This is a genomic window from Melioribacteraceae bacterium, from assembly GCA_030584085.1.
Classification (GTDB): Bacteria; Bacteroidota; Ignavibacteria; order Ignavibacteriales; family Melioribacteraceae; genus SURF-28.
Genome location: CP129490.1, coordinates 788,041 through 809,513 on the forward strand (window position 1 = coordinate 788,041; position 21,473 = coordinate 809,513).

General features: G+C 34.7%; 20 protein-coding genes and 1 tRNA gene. 15 read left to right on the plus strand and 6 right to left on the minus strand.

Annotated features, from left to right (window positions below; translation table 11 throughout):
- Window positions 1-15: 15 nt before the first annotated feature.
- The gene (gene eno / locus QY331_03600) at window positions 16-1,308 is read right to left on the minus strand and encodes a phosphopyruvate hydratase (protein WKZ70341.1); all 1,293 of its coding nucleotides are present in this window, start codon (window positions 1,306-1,308) and stop codon (window positions 16-18) included.
- A 134-nt stretch (window positions 1,309-1,442) separates the two neighbouring features.
- On the opposite strand from eno, the gene QY331_03605 reads away from it, so the two are divergent.
- Window positions 1,443-1,515 (plus strand) — tRNA-Arg (locus QY331_03605).
- A gap of 43 nt (window positions 1,516-1,558) precedes the next feature.
- Here the strand turns inward: QY331_03605 and QY331_03610 are convergent.
- Window positions 1,559-1,837: a hypothetical protein gene (locus tag QY331_03610; GenBank protein WKZ70342.1), complete on the minus strand. Its 279-nt coding sequence runs from the start codon at window positions 1,835-1,837 to the stop codon at window positions 1,559-1,561.
- 241 nt (window positions 1,838-2,078) lie between these two features.
- Here QY331_03610 and QY331_03615 point away from each other — a divergent pair, with 241 nt between their 5' ends.
- The 6 genes from QY331_03615 to alr all read left to right on the plus strand — a co-directional run bounded on the left by QY331_03615 (window position 2,079) and on the right by alr (window position 8,306).
- A complete protein-coding gene (locus QY331_03615) occupies window positions 2,079-2,510 on the plus strand; it encodes a hypothetical protein (GenBank protein ID WKZ70343.1) in 432 nt (143 codons plus the stop codon).
- Between the two features lie 497 nt (window positions 2,511-3,007).
- Window positions 3,008-3,451 (plus strand): GNAT family N-acetyltransferase, encoded by a 444-nt coding sequence (locus QY331_03620; GenBank protein WKZ70344.1) that lies wholly within the window; start codon window positions 3,008-3,010, stop codon window positions 3,449-3,451.
- Window positions 3,452-3,460: 9 nt separating this feature from the next.
- On the plus strand, window positions 3,461-4,540 hold the full coding sequence (locus QY331_03625) for an alanine racemase (protein ID WKZ70345.1): 1,080 nt from the start codon (window positions 3,461-3,463) through the stop codon (window positions 4,538-4,540).
- Between the two features lie 15 nt (window positions 4,541-4,555).
- Window positions 4,556-6,007 (plus strand): sodium:solute symporter family protein, encoded by a 1,452-nt coding sequence (locus QY331_03630; GenBank protein ID WKZ70346.1) that lies wholly within the window; start codon window positions 4,556-4,558, stop codon window positions 6,005-6,007.
- 1 nt (window position 6,008) lies between these two features.
- Window positions 6,009-7,154 carry an amidohydrolase gene (locus QY331_03635; GenBank protein WKZ70347.1) on the plus strand — a complete coding sequence of 382 codons (1,146 nt, stop codon included), beginning with the start codon at window positions 6,009-6,011 and terminating at the stop codon, window positions 7,152-7,154.
- Window positions 7,155-8,306 carry an alanine racemase gene (gene alr / locus QY331_03640; protein ID WKZ70348.1) on the plus strand — a complete coding sequence of 384 codons (1,152 nt, stop codon included), beginning with the start codon at window positions 7,155-7,157 and terminating at the stop codon, window positions 8,304-8,306.
- Window positions 8,307-8,373: 67 nt separating this feature from the next.
- Here the strand turns inward: alr and QY331_03645 are convergent, their stop codons facing one another.
- Both QY331_03645 and QY331_03650 read right to left on the minus strand, forming a co-directional pair.
- Window positions 8,374-9,495 carry a serine hydrolase gene (locus QY331_03645; GenBank protein WKZ70349.1) on the minus strand — a complete coding sequence of 374 codons (1,122 nt, stop codon included), beginning with the start codon at window positions 9,493-9,495 and terminating at the stop codon, window positions 8,374-8,376.
- 109 nt (window positions 9,496-9,604) lie between these two features.
- Entirely contained in the window at window positions 9,605-12,853 is a 3,249-nt protein-coding gene (locus QY331_03650) for a glycosyl hydrolase (GenBank protein WKZ70350.1), read from the minus strand.
- Between the two features lie 225 nt (window positions 12,854-13,078).
- On the opposite strand from QY331_03650, the gene QY331_03655 reads away from it, so the two are divergent.
- The 4 genes from QY331_03655 to QY331_03670 all read left to right on the plus strand — a co-directional run bounded on the left by QY331_03655 (window position 13,079) and on the right by QY331_03670 (window position 15,999).
- Window positions 13,079-13,591, plus strand: coding sequence for a hypothetical protein (locus QY331_03655; GenBank protein ID WKZ70351.1), 513 nt, complete (start codon window positions 13,079-13,081; stop codon window positions 13,589-13,591).
- Window positions 13,592-13,612: 21 nt separating this feature from the next.
- Window positions 13,613-14,866, plus strand: a complete 1,254-nt coding sequence (locus QY331_03660; protein WKZ70352.1) for a hypothetical protein — start codon at window positions 13,613-13,615, stop codon at window positions 14,864-14,866.
- A 13-nt stretch (window positions 14,867-14,879) separates the two neighbouring features.
- Entirely contained in the window at window positions 14,880-15,254 is a 375-nt protein-coding gene (locus QY331_03665; GenBank protein WKZ70353.1) for a hypothetical protein, read from the plus strand.
- A 91-nt stretch (window positions 15,255-15,345) separates the two neighbouring features.
- Complete coding sequence (locus QY331_03670; protein ID WKZ70354.1) at window positions 15,346-15,999, plus strand: hypothetical protein; 654 nt, start codon at window positions 15,346-15,348, stop codon at window positions 15,997-15,999.
- A gap of 119 nt (window positions 16,000-16,118) precedes the next feature.
- On the opposite strand, the gene QY331_03675 is transcribed toward QY331_03670, so the two are convergent.
- A complete protein-coding gene (locus QY331_03675; protein ID WKZ70355.1) occupies window positions 16,119-17,819 on the minus strand; it encodes a short-chain dehydrogenase in 1,701 nt (566 codons plus the stop codon).
- 174 nt (window positions 17,820-17,993) lie between these two features.
- Between QY331_03675 and QY331_03680 the strand changes: the two genes are divergently transcribed.
- The 4 genes from QY331_03680 to rlmB all read left to right on the plus strand — a co-directional run bounded on the left by QY331_03680 (window position 17,994) and on the right by rlmB (window position 21,188).
- The gene (locus QY331_03680; protein WKZ70356.1) at window positions 17,994-18,467 is read left to right on the plus strand and encodes a PTS sugar transporter subunit IIA; all 474 of its coding nucleotides are present in this window, start codon (window positions 17,994-17,996) and stop codon (window positions 18,465-18,467) included.
- 34 nt (window positions 18,468-18,501) lie between these two features.
- Window positions 18,502-19,764: a histidine--tRNA ligase gene (hisS, locus tag QY331_03685; GenBank protein WKZ70357.1), complete on the plus strand. Its 1,263-nt coding sequence runs from the start codon at window positions 18,502-18,504 to the stop codon at window positions 19,762-19,764.
- The gene (locus QY331_03690) at window positions 19,764-20,276 is read left to right on the plus strand and encodes a hypothetical protein (protein ID WKZ70358.1); all 513 of its coding nucleotides are present in this window, start codon (window positions 19,764-19,766) and stop codon (window positions 20,274-20,276) included. Before hisS ends, QY331_03690 begins: the two co-directional genes overlap by 1 nt.
- A gap of 186 nt (window positions 20,277-20,462) precedes the next feature.
- Window positions 20,463-21,188: a 23S rRNA (guanosine(2251)-2'-O)-methyltransferase RlmB gene (gene rlmB, locus QY331_03695; GenBank protein ID WKZ70359.1), complete on the plus strand. Its 726-nt coding sequence runs from the start codon at window positions 20,463-20,465 to the stop codon at window positions 21,186-21,188.
- 88 nt (window positions 21,189-21,276) lie between these two features.
- Here rlmB and QY331_03700 read toward each other — a convergent pair whose 3' ends face one another.
- The gene (locus QY331_03700; protein ID WKZ70360.1) at window positions 21,277-21,471 is read right to left on the minus strand and encodes a YwbE family protein; all 195 of its coding nucleotides are present in this window, start codon (window positions 21,469-21,471) and stop codon (window positions 21,277-21,279) included.
- Between the last annotated feature and the right edge of the window lie 2 nt (window positions 21,472-21,473).

A 21,473-nucleotide genomic window follows, 5' to 3' on the forward strand; every position in this document is an offset into this window, starting at 1 on the left:
GGGTTCTATTAATAATTATTTTTTATAATTAATCGCTGCAAGTCCGGGATAAACTCCAGTAATATCTAAGAATTCTTCTATTCTTAATAGCTGATTGTATTTTGCAATACGATCGGTTCTGCTTGCTGAACCGGTTTTAATCTGTCCGGCATTAGTTGCAACCGCAATATCTGCTATTGTTGCATCTTCGGTTTCGCCTGACCTGTGAGAAATTACTGACGTATAACCGGCTCTCTTTGCCATTTCTATTGCATCAAGAGTTTCTGTTAATGTACCGATCTGGTTTACCTTAATTAAAATTGAATTTGCAATACCTTCTTCAATTCCACGTGATAATTTTTCAGTGTTTGTAACAAATAAATCATCACCGACTAATTGAATGTTCTTGCCGAGTTTATCGGTTAATAATTTCCAGCCTTTCCAGTCGTTTTCATCAAGCCCGTCTTCGATTGAAATTATAGGATATTTAGCTACGAGCTTAGCATAAATTTCGACCATTTCTTCGGCAGTTTTTTGAGATTTATCCGATTTGAAGAATTCGTAAACATTTTTTTCTTTGTTATACATCTCGCTTGAAGCAACATCAAGTGCAAATGAAATTTGTTCACCTGGTTTGTATCCGGCTTTCTCGATAGCAGATAAAATTATATCCAAAGTTTCTTCATTTGATTTTAGATTAGGTGCAAATCCCCCCTCATCACCAACCGAAGTGCTGTAACCTTTCGATTTAAGTACTGATTTCAATGAATGAAAAGTTTCAGTTCCCATTCTTAAAGCTTCGGCAAATGTTTCGGCACCATGAGGTATGATCATGAATTCTTGGAAATCAACTGTGTTGTCTGCATGACTTCCACCATTAAGAATGTTCATCATAGGAACAGGAAGAGTTTTTGCATTTACTCCGCCGATATACTGATACAATGGCAACCCAAATGTTTCTGCCGCAGCTTTTGCACATGCAAGTGAAACACCTAAAATTGCATTAGCACCAAGTTCACTTTTATTTGGCGTACCATCTAATTGAATTAACATATTGTCTATTGCGATTTGATCAACTGCATCAAAATCAATTAGTTCGTCCGCAATTTTGTTGTTTATGTTTTCAACAGCTTTGAGAACTCCTTTGCCCAGATAACGTTTTTTATCTCCGTCTCTTAATTCTACAGCTTCATGTTCACCGGTTGATGCGCCGCTTGGTACGGCAGCTCTTCCAATTACTCCGGATTCTAATTGAACCTCGACTTCAACAGTTGGATTACCACGTGAATCTAAAATTTCTCGTCCTAAAACATCAATAATCGTCGTCATTTTTACTCCTTTTTAGTTAGTTTTCATCATCGAAAATTAGAAAAAAGGACATGCAAATTCAATTTAAAGCGGATTAAGAAATTGTCACGGCGTTCACTAATTTTTATATTTCAACTTTGATTTTTGATTTAATTGCCCACGTAGCTCAGGGGATAGAGCGACGGTTTCCTAAACCGCAGGTCGCAGGTTCAATTCCTGCCGTGGGTACAAGGTATGATGTCGATGCTACAAATCTATTTTAACAAACAGATTAAGATTTTGCTTTAACAGTTTCTTTTGCAAGTTCATGATTAAATAATCTTTCTTCCCCGTCAACCGCGGTTTGCATAATCGGTAAGTTTCCATAAGCATTATCTTTTACAATAATTTGGCGTTTGCAGCGTTTACACTTCAGACCCCATGTAAGGGGGTTCAATTTCTCCATTTTGATACCATAATTATTGCACTCGAAATGGAATAATTCCAGTTCATCAAATTTCTTAACCGTAGATTGATGAACTTTTTTTACTGAAATTGTGAATTTTTGCATAAAATCGCCTCTTTTCTGGATTCCATATTATCGAAAAAAACGAATAAATATTTATAAAAAAAACCATTGTAAATCGATTTGTTAATTTATGTTATAGAACGATTTCTTCAGATTATTGATGAAACTTTTTAGTACAAACACTCGTCTTAAGTTATGAATCTGATAAAAGCAACATTACGGAGAAATAAGAGTCTAATATAAATAGGAACACAAACTTAAAGATCAATCTCTGGGGGGAGAAATGAAACATAAAAAGATGTACCTTGTACTTACGGTTCTTACAGTTCTTTTAACGAGTATATATGCTGGTCCAAATGCAACACCGGCAGATGTAATTGAAGAAAATTACTTGGTTGGTGTTAGTTCAGAAAATCAAGGATTAAAAGTCAGTTCTGCTTATTTCCTTGGTGAAATCAAATCCTCAAAAGCTGTTATTCCATTAATGAAAATTTTGCGTGAAGATGATTGTGACGGTGCTAGACTTGCTGCCGCACTCGCACTTGTTAAAATTGGTGATGCCAGAGGTGTTTTCATGGTCAAGCGTACGGTTGATTTTAATGACTGTGAAAAAGTTCGTAGAATGGCAAAACATCTTTACTCAGCTTATTTGATTGGCGATGAGCAAACAGCGATAAAGGATGTAGATTTTGTAATCGCAGCATTAAATAAATAATTACCCTATAAAACCCCTTCCATAAATTATAGGTGATAGGAAGTCCGCTTACCCGGCGGACTTTTTCTTTAGTATCAAATCATTTCTAACTTTGGTTATTGTGATTTAAATCACATATTTTTACGCCATATTTCTTACATTGTTTTCGGGCATTCATAATTAAAGTGGGAGGCGCCATGAACGGATTGTTTATTGTAGCCTTTCTGATCTTTTTAATACTTCTTCTTTCTAAACCGGCTTCTAAATTCTTCAAAGAAATACTTACAAATCACGAACAACTTAAGTGATTTAGTTTTAATAAACGCCAATTAAGACCCAAAAACGCAACAATTTGGGTCTTTCTTCATTTTATGTTATCTTTAAAAACAAATTTTGATGTAAATCTTCAGAAGTAGAAGCTCCTTTTAAATCTCGTCCTCAATGCTAATTATAATACATGATTGGTTTCCAGAGTTTTGGAGGAGGGATTATTTTGTTCAAAAAATTAAGGTTAAAAAATGTTAGAAATTAAAAAACTGGTTAACGAATCCGATTTTGATGGAAGTTTAACTCGAGAGAAATTTGTAGATTTTCTTTACCATCACTTAGATCAATTTGGTGATTCTAAAGATGCTATTAATAAATGTATTGATTTCGCATTTGGTAAGGACGGTAAACTCGGTGGATTTCTGCTCGCTGCTTATTATGAAAATAAATTAGTCGGAACTCTTATAATCAATAACACCGGAATGTCAGGCTATATTCCCGAACATATTTTAGTATATATTGCAGTTGATGCTTCTTACCGAGGAAAAGGATTTGGAAAACAAATTGTTGAAAAAGCAATTTTAGATTGCCCGGGTGATGTAAAACTTCATGTTGAATATGAAAATCCCGCGAAAAGATTGTATGAAAGAATAGGCTTTACTACAAAGTATGCCGAAATGCGATTCAAAAAATAGGATAACAAAATGGCAACACTACACATTCACTCCGACCGCATTATAGGCAACATTAAAAAACTCAATAAATTCCTTAAATCAAGAGGAATCGAGTGGACACTCGTAACTAAAATATTGAACGGTTATAAACCTATTCTTGAAAAAATTCTTTCTGATCCGGCAATAAAGCAAGTTCACTCGATTGGGGATTCACGAATATCAAACCTTCGTGCTATTAAAGAAATCAAACCGGACATTGTTACAATTTATATTAAACCTCCGGCAGTTAACCAAGCTAAAAATGTAGTTCAATACGCAGACATCTCGCTTAATTCATCTTTTGAAACAATTAAGCAACTGGATATTGAGGCTAAAAAGCAAGGTAAGATCCACCGCATTATTGTAATGATTGAAATGGGTGAACTTAGAGAAGGTGTCGTTCGAGATCAGATACTTAATTTCTATGAAAAGATTTTCAAGATGAAGAATATCAATGTCATCGGAATCGGGACCAACCTCGGCTGCATGTACGGTGTTGAACCAACTTATGATAAATTAATTCAACTTAGTTTGTATAGACAACTGATTGAAACTACTTTTAATGTAAAGTTAGAACTAGTCTCAAGCGGGAGTTCTATTACATTGCCACTAGTAGCAATGAACAAAATTCCGAAAGGTGTTTCTCATTTCAGGATTGGTGAAGCTGCGTTTCTTGGAGTATCGCCCTATGATGGGAAAAAATTTAAAAATCTTTCGACAAATGTTTTTACATTTTCCGCTGACATTGTTGAGCTCGAAAAAAAAGAAGTTGTTCCGGATGGAAAAATTGGCGACGCTGCAATAGGTGAAACTGCTGATTTTAATAAATTAGAATACGATGAATCTTACCGTGCTATAGCAGACTTTGGCGAACTTGACGTTGATTATAGAAATTTAATTCCAAAAGATGATCAGTTAAATTTTGTTGGTACAACATCGGATATGACTGTTTATGATTTGGGATTGCGAAACGGAAAGTATAGAGTTGGTGATCAAGTTCACTTTAATCCGAATTATATGGCGGTCGCAAGACTTACAAACTCAAAGTACATGACCAAAAAAGTTCTCTAACAAAAATACTTTTTCATGCATTGGATTGACCTATCTATTTTTATTGCTTACATGATAATCGTTCTTGGTATCGGTTTTTATTTTCTGAGAAAGAATAAAAGTGCTGAAGATTATTATGTCGGCGGAAGGAAAATGGGAAGTCTTCATATCGGACTTTCAGTTGTAGCAACAGATGTTGGCGGTGGATTTTCAATCGGACTCGGCGGACTCGGTTTTGTTATGGGTCTTTCCGGTAGCTGGATGTTATTCACCGGATTAATCGGTGCATGGTTAAGTGCAATTTTTTTAATTCCAAAAGTTAGTAAGCTAGAACATTTCAAATCACTTTATACATTTCCGCAAATCTTCGAAAGTTTTTACAGTAAAAAAGTCGCAATAGCTGCCGGTCTGATTTCCGGCATTGGTTATATCGGGTTCACTGCATCTCAAATTCTTGCAGGTGCAAAACTCGCTTCTGCGTCTTTCGTAAGTCTTGATATGAATACCGCACTAATTATTATGGGAACTATTGTAATTGTTTACACAGTTCTCGGTGGAATTAAAGCTGTTATTTACACCGACACTGTTCAGTGGATAATTTTGATGGCCGGATTAATTTTTATAGGTATACCTTTAGGTTATTATGCTGTAGGAGGTTATGAAGAAATTGTTTCGACTGTTAGATCAGAAATGTTAACACTTACTAATGTTAGCTGGCAAGAATTAGTTAAATGGGCTGTAACGATAATTCCAATCTGGTTTGTCGGGATGACATTATACCAGAGAATTTTTTCCTGTCCCGATGAAAAAACAGCAAAGAAAGCGTGGTATATTGCCGGAATATTTGAATATCCATTAATGGCTTTTATGGGAGTATTGCTTGGATTATTCGCAAGAGTTGCGGCGGATCAAGGTATGTTCAACTATCTTGGTTTTGAAGCAATACAAGATCTCGATCCCGAGATGGGATTGCCAGTTCTGCTTAGAACAATACTGCCGGTTGGCTTAATGGGGCTTATGATGTCCGCTTATTTTTCGGCAATTATGTCAACAGCGGATAGCTGTTTGATGGCTGCGTCGGGTAATTTTGTAACGGATATACTCGATCGTTTTTTTAACATTAGCGGAAATCACAAAACATTTTTGAGAACATCACAAATTATGACTTTAGTATTAGGAATTTTCGCTTTACTTCTCGCTACTACTATGCAAAATGTATTGGAGTTAATGTTGTATTCTTATGCATTTATGGTTTCCGGACTATTCGTGCCGGTTATCGGCGCGTTTTATTGGGAACGAAGTAGTTCAATCGCGGCATTTTGGGCAATGTTGTTAGGTGGCGGAACAACAATTACTCTTATTGTAATATCATCAAAACTACCTTTTAATCTAGATGCCAATATTTTCGGAATTACTACGTCGCTACTAGTATTTGTAGTTCTTTCATATATTTTCCCATCAAAAGAATTTATTGAAAAGGAAACCTAAAATGAAATGGGAAGAAATTGAACATGAGTTAATTTTACTTAGAAGAGAACTTCACAAATATCCCGAATTATCCGGCAAAGAAAATAATACAGCTGGGAAAATTGTAAAGTTTGCGGAAAAATTTAATCCGGATGAAATTATTAAGAATATCGGCGGAAATGGTTTAGCAGTTGTATTCCAAGGTGATCATGAAGCGAAAACAATTTTAATAAGATGCGAATTAGATGCGCTTCCAATCGAAGAAGAAAATGAGTTTGATTACAAATCTCAAACCGAAGGAGTTTCGCATAAATGTGGTCATGACGGACACATGGCAATTGTCAGCGGATTGATTCCACTTTTAAGTGAAAAGAAAATTAAGAACGGAAAAATAGTTCTTCTTTATCAACCCGCAGAAGAAACCGGAGAAGGTGCAGAAAAAATTTTAAATGACGATAAATTTAAGAATTTAAATCCCGATTATGTTTTTGCATTACACAATTTACCGGGATTTGAAAAAAATAAAATTATTGTAAAAGAAAATGAATTCGCTTCGGCTTCAAAAGGATTGAAAATAAAATTAATCGGCAAGACTTCACATGCAGCCGAACCGGAAAAAGGAATTACTCCTTCATTAGCTGTCGCTGAATTAATTCAAAGATTAGTAGAAATTCCGAACAAAGAAAAATTTGATGAATTTACTCTTGTTACAATAATCCATGCGAAAATTGGTGAGCGTGCTTTCGGTACAACCCCGGGATATGCTGAATTGATGGCCACTCTTCGTTCATTTAAAAATGAAAACATGGAAAAACTTCAAGCACAAGCTGAGAAAATTATTGATGAAGTAAGTGCAAAAAACAATCTAAAATTTAAACTTGAATGGGTAGAAGAATTTCCATCGACGATCAATGATAAATTTTGCGTAGATGTTGTTCGAAAATCAGCCGAGGAAAATAATCTATCAATTGAAGAAATTAAAAATCCATTTAGATGGTCTGAAGATTTTGGACACTTCACACAAAAGTATAATGGTGCGTTGTTTGGCTTGGGTTCCGGTGTTGATCAACCACAGCTTCATAATCCCGATTATGATTTTCCGGATGATATAATATTAACCGGCACAAAAATGTTCTACTCAATAATTAAAAATATCGCGGAAGAATAAATGCTTCATACATCTCAAATAGAAATTAGTAAGTCGGCTTTAAAACAAAATGTAAAATTCATCAATGAATATCTGAATGAGGGTGTTAAGTTCTCTTCGGTAGTAAAAGGAAATGCTTACGGGCATACGATCGAAAAGTTTGTACCGATTGCTGAAGAAGCCGGAGTTGACCACTTTTCGGTATTCAGTGCTGAAGAAGCTGATCAAGTTCTCAATGTTTGCGATGATTGTTCCGACATTATGATAATGGGAAACATTGATAGCGAAGACTTACAATGGGCGATTGAAAATGAAATTGAATTTTATGTCTTTGAAATGGATAGATTGGAATCGGCATTGAGCTCTGCGAAAAAAAACAATAAGAAAGCTAGAATTCATCTCGAGGTTGAAACAGGAATGAATAGGACCGGTTTTGATAATAGCGATTTAAGGAAAGCAATCAAACTCATTAAAGAAAATTCTGAGCAAATTTCATTTGAAGGAATGTGTACCCATTACGCCGGGGCCGAAAGTATTGCCAACTATTTACGAATCCAAAATCAGTTAAAGAAATTTAATCGAATCCGTACTGCAATTGAAAAGGAAGGTATAAGGCCAAAACGATATCACTCAGCCGGATCAGCTGCAACAATTACTTATCCAAAGACTCAAATGGATATGGTACGACTTGGAATTCTTCAATACGGTTATTGGCCTACTAGAGAAACTTATATTCATTACATAAGCAAATACGGCGAACCTCGAGAACCATTGAAGAGAATACTTTCCTGGAAATCAAAAATTATGAATGTTAAAAAAGTTAAGACAGGTGAGTTCATCGGTTATGGAACAACATACCTTGCTCAACATGAAATTAAAATAGCAAATGTTCCGATCGGTTATTCGCATGGCTTTTCACGCGGATTGAGTAATATCGGAAGAGTTTTAGTTAACGGACAGCGCGTGGGTGTTATCGGAATGGTGAATATGAATTTACTTACAATTGATGTAACCGGATGCTCTAATATTATGAAAGGTGATGAAGTTGTAATTATTGGAACACAAGGAGAACTCGAACTTTCGGTCGCTTCTTTTAGTGAGTTAAGTGCTCAAGTTAATTATGAAACTCTAACAAGATTACCGGTAAGCATTCCCAGAAAAATTGTTGATTAATTAAACGAATTGTCGAATTATGTGAATTTACGGATTTAGCGAATTGAGTAATTCTATTTTTTATAATTTACTCAATCATCAAATCAATAAATCCTTCAATCAATTCTAGTGGTTTAAAAGAAGATTTACTTGATTGCCAGTTAGTTGTAAATACTAAAACAAGATCAAACTTAGGAATTACAAAAATATATTGCCCGCCATATCCGGCTGCAAAATTTATAATTACACTTCTATAATTTTTTACCCACCATTGATAACCGTAAAACTCACTATACTTTTCGCCGATACCGGCAGTTTTTATATGAGGGTATAACATTTCATTTACGTATGCTGAATCAAGAAGTTTTTTATCATACCAGAATCCTTTTTCTAAGACAAGCAAACCAATCTTTGTCATATCTCTTGAAGTTAAAAATAATTCGGAGTTTCCGAGATTATAACCGTTTCTATCTTTTGTCCATTTATAATTTGTTATGCCTAAAGAATCGAATAAATACTTCTCGGCGAATTCATCGGTTGACATTCCGCTTTTTTCGGTAATTATACTTGAAAGCATATGAGATAAACCGGAATTATAATTAAAAACTTCGCCGGGTTCGTCTTCCATCACTGTTTGAGTAATCATATATTCATTTCGATTACCTTTGTACAAATCCCAACCTGAACGATATTTCCCACCGAAGTTATTCCATTCAAATCCAGCGGACATTGTAAGTAAATGTTTGATTGTAATTTGTTGTTTAAGAGAATCATTTGCATTTTCAAAATAAACAGGAAAGAAATCGGAGATATTTTGATCAACACGGTTAATTAATTTTAATTCGATTGCTTTACCGACTAATAATGAGGCTATACTTTTTGTTACGGACTTTATGCTGTGTAATTTTTCTTGGCTTCCGTTGCCGAAATATTTTTCATAAAGCAAGTATTGATCTTTGACGATAAGATAACTTGTAAAATCATTGGTTCTATTTTGATGCTCGATAAAAGAATTAATTAATGAATTTATGGCAAATGAATCGATTCCCGTTTCTTGAATTAATTTAATCTGCCAGTCATTTGCCGGATTATATTCCCAAACTATTTTTTCCTTTTGCTCCTTTTCTTCTATATGGACTTTTGGTTTCTCGTTATGGCAGGCAACGAAAATCAAAACGAGCAAAACGCTATATAAACTAATTTTATTCATTTTATTTTGGTATTGAATTTTCTTCATTTTATGAAAAAATATATTGAATTACAAAAAAAAACTCCCTCAAAAAGAGGGAGTAATTGAATTTGAATTTTTCCAGAAGTAGTTAATCTAAAACTCTTCCAGGTGTCCAAGGAGCTTTAAGTTTGTTTAGCTCTTCTTCGGCATCAACAATATCGACATTCATTATCTCTCTTAATGAATTAATTATTTCCGGTAATTCACTCTCAAGCACATCATAAGCCACAGCTTGATTTTTTGTAATATCAGCATGTGTATAAAGCGAAGGACTTGTCATATCATTCAACCGCCAATTTAGCGGTAGTATTGCCGGTGGAATTTCTTCAGAACTTGCTTTTGCCGGTTGACCGATAAATTTGAACAGAACAGCTTCAATCTTTTCATTTATTGAGAAAAGTTTTTTCATAAATTCATGTGAAGCACTTGGAGTTTCATTAGCGGTCTGCAAAAGTGTTTGAACTTTCTTTTTAAGTTCTTGTGCTTGTTCTCTTGCTCCCACAACTTTGCGAGCTAGTTCTAAAGCATGTTGTTCAAATCTAATTTTCTCATCTGTTTTTGCAACGGGAATTGTATGTGTGTCCAATAAATCAACTTTGAATTTAACAGGCTCACCTATTTGCTTTTCTTCACCTCTGTAAATCATCGAAATCGAAACAATGTAATTCCCCGGGATGGCATATAAACTACCACTCGATTTTTTTGTCGCATCAAATTTATTATCTGAAGCAGTTATTGGGTTATAACTTGGTAATTGTAAATCCCATGCGACTCGATTTAAACCGGCACTTGCTGCAGAATTAATTTTCTTTACAACCATACCGGTTTCATCGGTAATTGTAAAAATTAAATACGGTGGAATTTCATCTTCTTCCGCTTTTAATTCTTCATAAGTCGGCTGTGGAATCGGTTTGCCTTCTTTAAATAATTCGGTTTCTTTTTTCTTTCTTTCGGATTTTAAAGTTGTCGGAACTTCTTTTAAGTAATAAGTAAAAATTGCTCCGAATTCAGGATTAGGTGCACGATAATAAGTAGCGCCTTGCCCGTATCTCCCCATAAATGTTCTGAAAATTTTTGCATCTTTAACCGGGAATAAATGTGATTCTTCTTTTAATAACTCCGGAGTCAATTCTCTAAGAGGGGAATAGTTATCAATTATATAAAATCCTCTACCGAATGTAGCTGCGACTAAATCATTTTCTCTTTCTTGAATAACAAGATCTGGGACTTTTACTTTTGGCATTCCATTTTTTAATTGAACCCATTTTTGCCCACCGTCAATTGTGAAGTAAACACCCCACTCGGTTCCGACAAAAAGTAAATTTGGGTTTACCGGATCTTCAACCAAACAACTAACCGGGCCATTCGAAGGTAAGTTGCTTGCAATTGATGTCCATGATTTACCTTTATCGTTACTCTTTAATACGTAGGGTTTCATGTCATCACGTTTATGATTATTGAAAACCGCATAAACAACATTAACATCATGACGAGAAGGAACAACATCGTGAACAGGAGTATATTGCGGAACACCGGGAAAATTTTCGGATTTTATCCAAGTTGATAAATCTTCGGTATGTTGAATTAATCCGTCATCGGTTCCTACGTAGACTAAATTTTCTTGAAGTCTTGATTCATCAAGTGATATTATTAATCCCCATTGTGAAATACTTACATCTTTTGAAACTGCATCGGTACTCCAATATTTATCCATTACTTTAAATGAATTACGATTTGTTTGAGTTGTAAGATCACCGCTGATTTCTTTCCAGCTTAATCCTCTATCATCGCTTCTTAAAACTCTCTCGGCTCCGATATATAATCTGGTGTTGGAATGCGGACTAATTATAAAAGGAGTATCCCAATACCATTTATACATTTTTTGTCCTTTTGGTGGTTCGGGACGAATTAATAAAATTTCACCATTCTTTTTATCATATCTAACAATATTTCCGTATTGCCATTCAGAATAAACTATATCAGGATTTTCAGGATCAATTTGAGTAACAAAGCCATCGCCGAAAACAGTTACAATCCAATCAGCATTTGTTATGCCATCTTCACTTAAAGTTTGTGATGGTCCGCCTAATGTTGCATTGTCTTGAGTACCACCATATACATTATAAAATGGTTCGGCGTTATCAACGGCAACTCTATAAAACTGTGTGATTGGCATGTTAGGTAGAAAATCCCAATTTGCACCCATATCATATGATTCATAAACTCCGCCGTCACCACCGACAAGTAAATGGTTTGAGTTATCGGGATTAATCCAAAATGCATGATCATCAACATGTCTATCTTTAAATGGAAGATTTTTCCAAGTTTTACCACCGTCTTCAGTGTACTTTGAAACCACATCCATCAAATAAACACGATCAACAAAATTAGGATCGGCAAATATTTCATTGAAGTATTGACCGGATGAATGTGTATCACTCATTTTTTGCCAAGAAGCTCCGCGATTTGTTGATCTAAAAAAACCGCCTTTATCTTCCGCAGCTTCAACGCTTAAATAGATTATATCGGGATTGGCGGGGGAAATATCAATTCCCATTCCTCCCAAATGAACACCGGGAAGTCCATTCATTATTTTATCCCATGTTTGACCTGCATCGGTTGATTTATAAACTGCGGTTTCAGGACCGCCGCCAATTTTAGTAAATGCATGTCGTCTTCTTTGTTCTGATGTTGCATAAAGTACATCCGGATCTCTCGGATCCATGATGATATTATTAACGCCGGTATGTTCGCTTATTTCTAAAACTTTATTCCAAGTCTTGCCGCCGTCTTCGGTTTTGTAAAGACCTCTATCTCCGCCGGGTCCCCAAACCGATCCTTCAGCTGCAACATAAACTACATCGGAGTTTCTTGGATCAATAACTATTCCGCCGATTTGTCGCGATTCCTTCAATCCCATTCTTGCAAAGGATTCTCCGCCATCGGTGGATTTGTAAACCCCATCACCGTAACCAAGAGCACGTTGATGATTATTTTCACCGGTACCAACCCAAACGACATTTGGATTATTCGGATCAAGTTTTACTACACCAAGTGAATAGGGAAGTGTATCTGCAATAGCAGACCATGTAATTCCCCGGTTTGTTGTTTTCCATAAATGTCCGCTTGATACAGCAACATAATATTCATCAATGTTATTCGGATTAACAGCAAAATCGGAAATTCTACCGGCAGTTCTTGCCGGACCGAGATTTCTCCATTTTAATCCGCTGAAAGTTGATGATTTTAAGTGATCGGTTTCTTTCTTGTCATCCGAAAGAGTAGTGATAGTTGTAGCAATGAGTAAGATGAAAAGATAAGAGATAAGTTTACGCATTATTACCTCTGAATTTGTTTTTTGTGAGTTCAATTTGTGTTCCTTTTGACGCACTGAGTTTTTGGAAGTTATGTATGTGAAAATAAAAAGATTATCAGTAATTAATAGAAAGAATTAGAGATATGTTTAATAGAACACTATGTCTAAATATGCAGTCTTTTTTCGCTTGTCATACTATATTCATTTCTGTAGTTTAAATTTCACAAATTTCATATGACATTTTTAATGAAAGGAAAATTCAGAAAGGCACTTATTATCATACTATTTTTCGTGACGGTTATTGGTTTTAGCAATTCTCCAACCCCGCCTCCATATCACAGATTCAAAGTTTCCGGTGAAATTTTGTGTGACTCAATTATAAATAAATCGAATTATGCAATTACACTTTATGGTAAATCGCACCACACCAATAATAAATTTATTAGAGCTTTCTGTCATGAAACTTGGAATAGTAATACTGCTTTGACCGACTCAATCGGTTTTTATTTACTTGTTGCGGATAATGATTTTGAATTTGATTCTATAAAAACTGCAATCATGATTGCAGGACAAGAACCAATTTTTAGTGATGTATTTTATATTGATCCAACAAAAAGAAATGAGCACACAATTACTTACACATATGACGACCACGGGGTAGGATGTTGTGAAAATACTGTTGAACCCCAGAACGCAAAATCAAGAATTGAAAGATATGAATATCATCTGGGCAATGTTGTCATTAAACTATGTGATTAATAAAACGAATAGGTATAAAAAATGAAAAATGGTTTTAAAGTAATTTTATTATCACTTACAATTTTAGTTAGCACAAATTTTTCACAAGGTGAAGCCGCAGTTCCGTTCTTAGTTTTACAACAATCTCCGCAGTTTACAGGTGCAGCGCAAGTTGGTGTTGCAATTCCGCCAATTGACCCGATGGGATTTTATCTCAATCCCGCAGTGCTTGGAGAAACTTCTAAAGAATTTAATTTTACTACACTCTTTCTTCCTTCAAAAGTTGATTGGCTGAATTTTGGTAGAATTGAATTTAGTACATTCGGAATGAGTTTGGGTTACAATTTTAAAAACTCATTTCTAAAAATTCCTTTGTCAATCGGAATCGGATATATAAAAAATAGACTTGATTACGGAGAGTTTGTGCGTATGGGTCCGGAGTCTCCTGATCCAATTTCTTCTTTCGATAGCTATGATGAATTTTCAAGTTTAAGTTTTGGGGTGAGTTATGAATTCTATTTGAAATTCAGTGCAGGAATAACCACCAAATCATTTAAAAGTGTATTAAGCGATTCTCCTTCGGAATCTGAGCCCGGGAAACGTAAAGCCGAGGGTAATGCATTTGATTACGGATTTTTAATCACCGCTCCAATTTCAAAATTGTTTTACGATGATGTGGTGTTTAATGTAAAAGATAATTGGAATATAAAACCGAAGACAAATATTTCACTCGGTTACTCGCTAACTAATATCGGTGATGAAATAAATTATATAGATCAAGCTCAAAGTGACCCAATTCCAAGAACTGCTCGCCTTGGCTATAACATAAATCTCGGTTTCGATTTAGTAAGTGATAATCTTAAATTCAATTTACTTGATTATTATTTTATTGCAGAAGCTGAAGATATACTTATTGAAAAAAATGAAGCCAATGACTACAAAACCGAATATCAAAGTGGTTTTGGAGATATAAGTTTTGGAGATAATGTAATCAGCTTAAAGGGTGATGAAAAAGTTGTTGTTCGTAAAGCTCATATGTTCCGTATTTTAGAAACTATATCTTTCTCAATCGGAAGATTTGACGGACGGGGTTATTACGAAATTAGGAAAACTGATGGTCTCATAATCAGTACAACCGGAATCTCAAAATACCTCAGCAGTAATTTCGATAATGATATACTTCAATTTATTGCCGATCATATTTCAATTGAATATTACCACTCAACTCTCTTCGTTGATTGGTGGGAAACCGAAATCGAAGGCATCGGAATAATTTTGAAGAATTTCAGTTTTTAGATACATTAGTTTCATGAATAGTGATGCCTTACTTATACTCGGAGGAATTTTCAATTTAGTGTTTGCCGTTTTTCATCTTTCGTTTTGGCGAATATTTAATTGGCAGCAGGACTTAAAACCTCTTCGTTATGTTAACCGTGCACTAATGCAGATACTTAATCTTTGTCTCACATTTGTGTTTTTTATTTTTGCTTACATCTCCTTCAGTTACACGTATGATTTATTGATTACTAGGCTTGGACACTCAATAATTGCGAGTATTTCTGTATTCTGGTTTCTTAGAGCTTTTATGCAAGTTGCTTTCTTCGGATTGAAAAATAAAACTTCAATTCTATTTTTCGTTCTCTTCTTAATCGGTGGTGTTTTATATATTTATCCATTGGTATAGATTCTTCTGCTAATAACTTCAATAAAATCAAAATACGATTTATCTCCTTTTTAATTATTTTTGGAACCATCGTTAATAATAGAGGTGTATTATGTTTATAGGGCATTTTGGCGTTGGGCTCGGAGCCAAAAAGATTGATTCAAAACCATCGCTTGGTACATTATTTTTTGCATCACAGTTTATCGATTTACTTTGGCCAATATTTTTATTGCTGGGTATTGAACAAGTAATAATTGAACCTGGCAATACTGTTTTTACTCCACTTAATTTTATCTATTATCCGTTTACACATAGTTTAGCTGGTGTGGTAATATGGGGATTAATATTTGGTGTGGTTTATTTCTTAATAAAGAAAAATTATAAAACGGCAATCTTACTTGGATTGTTAGTTATAAGTCATTGGATTCTTGATTTTATTACACATGCACCGGATTTACCTTTAATTCCGGGATTAGAATTAAAAGTCGGGCTTGGTTTGTGGAACTCTTTGATATTCACACTTCTGTTCGAGGTTGCTATTTTTTCTGTCGGTTTATTTTATTATCTAAAAGTTACAAAAGCAAAAAACAAACAAGGTAATTACGGATTTTGGGGATTGATAATTTTTCTATTAGTTATTTACATCATGAATGTATTTGGCTCAACACCTCCAAACGAAGAAGCAATTGCTTGGGCTGGAAACTTGCAATGGTTATTTATTATTTGGGCTTATTGGGTTGATAGGAATAGGGATTCAAAAATTTAGGTAGTGTATTTTTTGTTACATTTTTTTTGATAAAAAAATTGCCGCATGGTTTAATTGTCTAATCGTTTTGTTAAACTCTTCACAACAATTTAGCCATGCAGCAATTAAGCAATAAACTCTTACGCTTTCATTCTTTCGCCTTTTTCTTCTTTTATGAAGATCCAGCCGACAACTTTACCTATATCAATCTTTTCAAAGTTATTCCAATATTTTTTAGTTCTTACATGCATTGAGCTTGTATCCATCGGATTAATTGATTCGGCTTCTTTGATAATAGTTTTGATTCTTTCTATCCATACTTTCATATTTTTTTCGCGAAGATCAACCCAACCATCGAATGCCCAACTGTCAATATTTTCCGGAGTAAGGTCTAATTCATTCTTTCCTCTGAAAGGTGGAATTTTTATGTCATTACCGCGTATTAAGTTTTTGCCATCCGGTAATAATATCGGAATTCCAATAGACACAATTTCATTTCGCAGTTTTCTATTTTCATTAATGTATTGATGAACTTTCTCGGAGAGTTTAGCAGGATTCTGTTCAATAATTGATTTCATTCCGCCGCCGACTTTCTTGATCAAGTTTATTTCATGGAGAAGTTTTGAAAGTCTAGGTGGTCCTAATAATTCGAATGCAACACTTTCAGAGCCATATTCTTTTTCAAGTTCATCAAGTTTATCAACGGCCGCGTGCTGCATAAATCCGGCTCGGTATGTCGGTTCTAAAGTAGCATTGTCTAAAGCGTTAATTATATCATGCCCGGTATTGCCGCCACGGATTTCATAAATTGCATCAACTGCAATCTCTTCGGGTGTAACGTATTCCATTTGACCTTGAGCTGTAATTGTTTCGAACTCACCTCGAGAGAAGGTTCCGTTCTCACCTGTATCAATGAATACAGATTTTAAAGTCTCGCCGCTTGATTTAAATTCTTTATCTAATTTTAATTGTAATCTATCTTTTAGCGGAATTGCTTCTGTTGGATCAACTTCAATTATTTCAATCGGTTTACCTTTTTTCTTAATCTCACCATAAGTTATCTTCTTCCATGCGATGGCAGCCGTAGGTTTAATTTCTTTAATAATTGTTCCGTCCGGAGTTCTTCCCATCAAAAATAGAAGCAAAGTATGTGCACCGGCAACTGATGATTTACTCAGCAATACTCTGGATGGTTTTTCTTCACTATGAGTGTACGGAATATTCAATCCCATTCCACCCGTACCGCTTGTACCAATCTTAACATATATTTTTGTTCCGGCAGCTTGCATTGAATTATATAAAATTTGAATGTGACGAATCAATTGCGGGATATAAACAGTGCACAATAATTTTTCTGTTTCTTCGGCAAGCAATTCTACACTCGGGTTACTTTCAAGAACAGTTTTGATGCGGTGATATGTCGTATATATATCTTGATAAGCAATACCGGTTGCCGAATTGATTGAATCAATTATAATCTCCGGTTTGTACTTCATTAAAAGCTGATAAATTGAAGAATCATGAAGAACATTATCGGTAAGTTCTTCCATTATATCGGCCATCAATACTTTTCTTTTTTTGCTGTCATTTAAAATTTCAAATCTGTTTTCGTCTTTAAATTCATTACGCACAAAAATATTTCCCCACCAAGGTTCAAAATAACCTTTCGGCATTTCTGGGAATTCTTCAAAAAGTCTCTTACATTCATCTTCAGCTTCATGTTTAAAAAGCGATGTTACAATAATTTTTTTTGGTTTTTCGGGTACAATTTTTCTAATAATTGCGTTACCAACTAATCCATAACCGCCAAGAACTAACACGGTTTTGTTTAAGATATCCATAAGATTTCCTCATCTCAATATTCTAAAAAAATGATGTTTCCAAATTAAAGTTTATGATTCAGCGAAACAAGAAAAATAGGATAAAAGAATGCAATTTTTTAATTTTGATTGCAAAATTGCTATAAGGTTTTCCCTTTGTTAAATTAATTTTTCCAATAAAAGTGAATCTATAAAATGAGAATTTGTGATATACTTCCGGTTAAGCATATAAAAGCAGAAATTGCCGGAATTGATAAAAATCAGGTAATTGAAGAAATGATCGATCTTTTGAGTGATGAATTCAGCGTTGAAGTGATTGATGAATTAAAAAAAGCTGTTATTGAGAGAGAAAAGATTATGTCCACCGGAGTCGGTAAAGGATTTGCAATTCCACATGCAAAAACTTCTTCAATTGAGGGAATTGTGGCGGCATTTGGTAAATCATCAAATAAAATAGATTTTCAATCTCTTGATGGTGAACCAGTCCATTTGGTTTTTGTATTAATCGGAAAAGATAATTTGGTTGGGCCGCATATAAAATTATTGAGCAGAATTTCACGCATGATGAACAAAGATGAATTTAGGACTTCTCTCTTAAATGCTAAAACCGAAGAAGAAATTTATTCCATCTTTGATGAAGAAGAAAAGAAGTATTTTGAAATAAGCTAATCCACTTTTTATTACAAACTATATATTCTACACTATGATTAAAGCAATAACCGGGACAAAAGATATTCTTCCTTCTGATATTATCAAATGGCGATTTTTGGAAGAACTTGTACGTAAACAATTTTCGATTTTCGGATACAAAGAAATCAGAACTCCCATTTTTGAAGAGACCGCTTTATTTGCCAGAGGTATTGGTGAAGCGACTGATATCGTAAGTAAAGAGATGTACACTTTTATTGATAGAAGCGAGACAAGTTTAACTCTCAAACCCGAAATGACTGCGTGTGTCGTAAGATCATTTCTTGAACATTCCTTAGGCAAGCAGCAAGTTTTAAATAAACTTTTTTACATTTCTCCGATGTTCAGACAAGAAAGACCTCAAGCCGGAAGATTCCGACAATTTCACCAATTTGGTGCGGAAGCGATAGGAAGTAACGATCCTGCTCTTGATGCTGAAATGATAATAATGTCATACGATATTTTGCGTGGACTTGGTCTAAAGAATTTAATTGTTAAAATAAATTCTCTCGGTGTTCCTAAATCGAGAGAAAGTTATAAAAAGATTTTACGTGAATACTTTGCTGATAAACTAGATCAACTTTCGGAAGAAAGTAAAAAGAGAGTTGAAACTAATATTATGCGTGTGTTAGACAGTAAAGATGAACGTGATATTAAAGTAGTTGAAAATGCTCCGATGTTGATCGAACATTTGGATGACGAAAGTCTGCAACATTTTGAAAAAGTAAAAGGATTACTTTTAGCCGCGGGAATTTCTTTTGAGCTAGATCCAAAACTTGTTAGAGGTTTGGATTACTATACTCACACAACATTTGAAGTTGTAAGCGGGAGCGTAGGTGCACAATCCGCGTTACTCGGCGGCGGTAGATATGATAATCTTATTGAAGAATTAGGCGGAAAATCTACGCCTGGTGTTGGTTTTGCTGCGGGAATGGAAAGAATTTTACTCGCTTGTGAAAATGAGGGAAGTCTAACTCTTCCCGAAGAAAGTATTGATGCATATTTTGTTTCACTTGATAAAGAAATATCACATAAAGTTTATGAACTTTCTTTGCTGTTCAGAAGAAAAGGTTTGGCAATTGAACTCGATTATGCAAGCAGAAGTGTGAAAGCACAAATGCGTGAAGCAAATAAAATGAATGCAAGGTTTGTTCTGTTTATCGGTGGTGAAGAATTTAACCAGGATCAAATTCGTATAAAAAATATGCAGACCGGTGATGAACAAAATGTATCAATTACAAATGTAGAACAAATAACAAATATGCTAAGAGGTAATTGATGCCTCTTAAAAAGCCAAAAGATCTACCAAAGATTCCGAAGTCTCGTCAGAAAAAAGCCGAAAATGCACTTAAAGCAATTCCCGAACCCAAACCTGATAAACTTGAATATATCTGCAAAGCATTTTATGGATATGATGATGTTGAGAAAAAGCAATACTGTGTTTTTGCTATTGAAACAGTTGCTGAGTTTACAAGTTTTGTGTATGAAGTTTCGGTTGATGTAATAAAGGAAAAACGTGAAATTATTATTGTGATATTGGGATTGAAAGCATTAACAAATTTAGCCCCGCAAGTTAAGCCGGCAAGGACTGAAATTCCTTTTGAAGATTTAATCGGTGAGTACGAGGTTAAAGTTGTTAAACAGGACGGCGCAATTAATGCCGCAGAATATTCTTTCAATATTTTTAAAAAAGAAATTAAACTTCTAAAAGAGTATAAACCAAAAAAGAAAAACAACAGACTCTTCTGCAAGTTCGAAGTAGCGGAGGCTGAGTTTAGTTTTGGGGAATAGTGTTTTTCTCTGTGTTTCTTTGTGTTACAGTCCAATATCTATTTGGTCACAAAGTAGCACAAAGTACACACCGAGTAACACAAAGTTTTTACTTCGTGTGACTTTGAGAATAACTTTGAGGAACATTGTGATACTAAAAGTAATTTTATTAAATAACCCAACATCCTTCCTTAACATTAATTCATAATGAAAAAAATCTACGGAAGAAAACCTGTTCTTGAAGCAATAAAATCCGGACAAGAAATTGAACAGATCCTGATTCCATTCGGTGCTAAAGGGAATTTCTATAACGAACTTAAAGCCGAAGCAAAAAAAAATAAAATTAAGATAGCAGAGTTACCAACCCACAAATTCCAGCAGCTCGAGAAAGGAAACAACACTCAAGGTGTAATTGCAAACATTCCCGAATTTAATTTTTCGTCCGTTGAAGAAATCATTTCGAAATCAAAACAAAAACAATTTCCATTAATACTCTTATTAGATTCAATCCAAGATCCGCAAAACGTAGGCGCAATTTTACGAAGTGCCGAATGTTTTGGCGTTGACGGAGTTTTATTAACAACACATCAAAGCTCACCGATTACAGAAACTGTAGAAAAAACATCTGCGGGTGCAATAAATCATCTAAAGATTGCAAAAGTCACAAATCTGGTTCAAGAGATAAAATTTTTGAAAGACAACGGATTTTGGATTATCGGTTCTACACTTTCCGATACATCACAGGACTATACAACTATAGATTACAAAATGCCCGTCGCACTAATAATGGGAAACGAAGAAAAAGGAATTCGTGATCTTGTGGCAAAAAACTGCGATTTTCTAGTTTACATCCCAATGAAAGGTAAAATTCAATCGCTAAATGTATCCGTTGCTGCGGGGATTTTGATGGCGGAAATTAGCAAGCAACAATAGACTTTTATACTTTTTGGGTTTTAATTAAAGTAAAATTAAGAATTTTAAAATCTCCATCGTAGGGACAACTCATAAGTTGTCCTTCGTGTTAATCGAAAATTTCTTTTACTCGTCCTACATCGCCTGACTCAAGTCTGACTTTTATACCATGAGGATGGCTTGGAGAATTGGTAAGAATTTCTTTGACCACACCTTCGGTTAATTTATTACTGCGTTGGTCTTCCTTCAATACAATTGCAACATGCAATCCTATTTTAACACTATCACGTTTATGAAAATCCAATG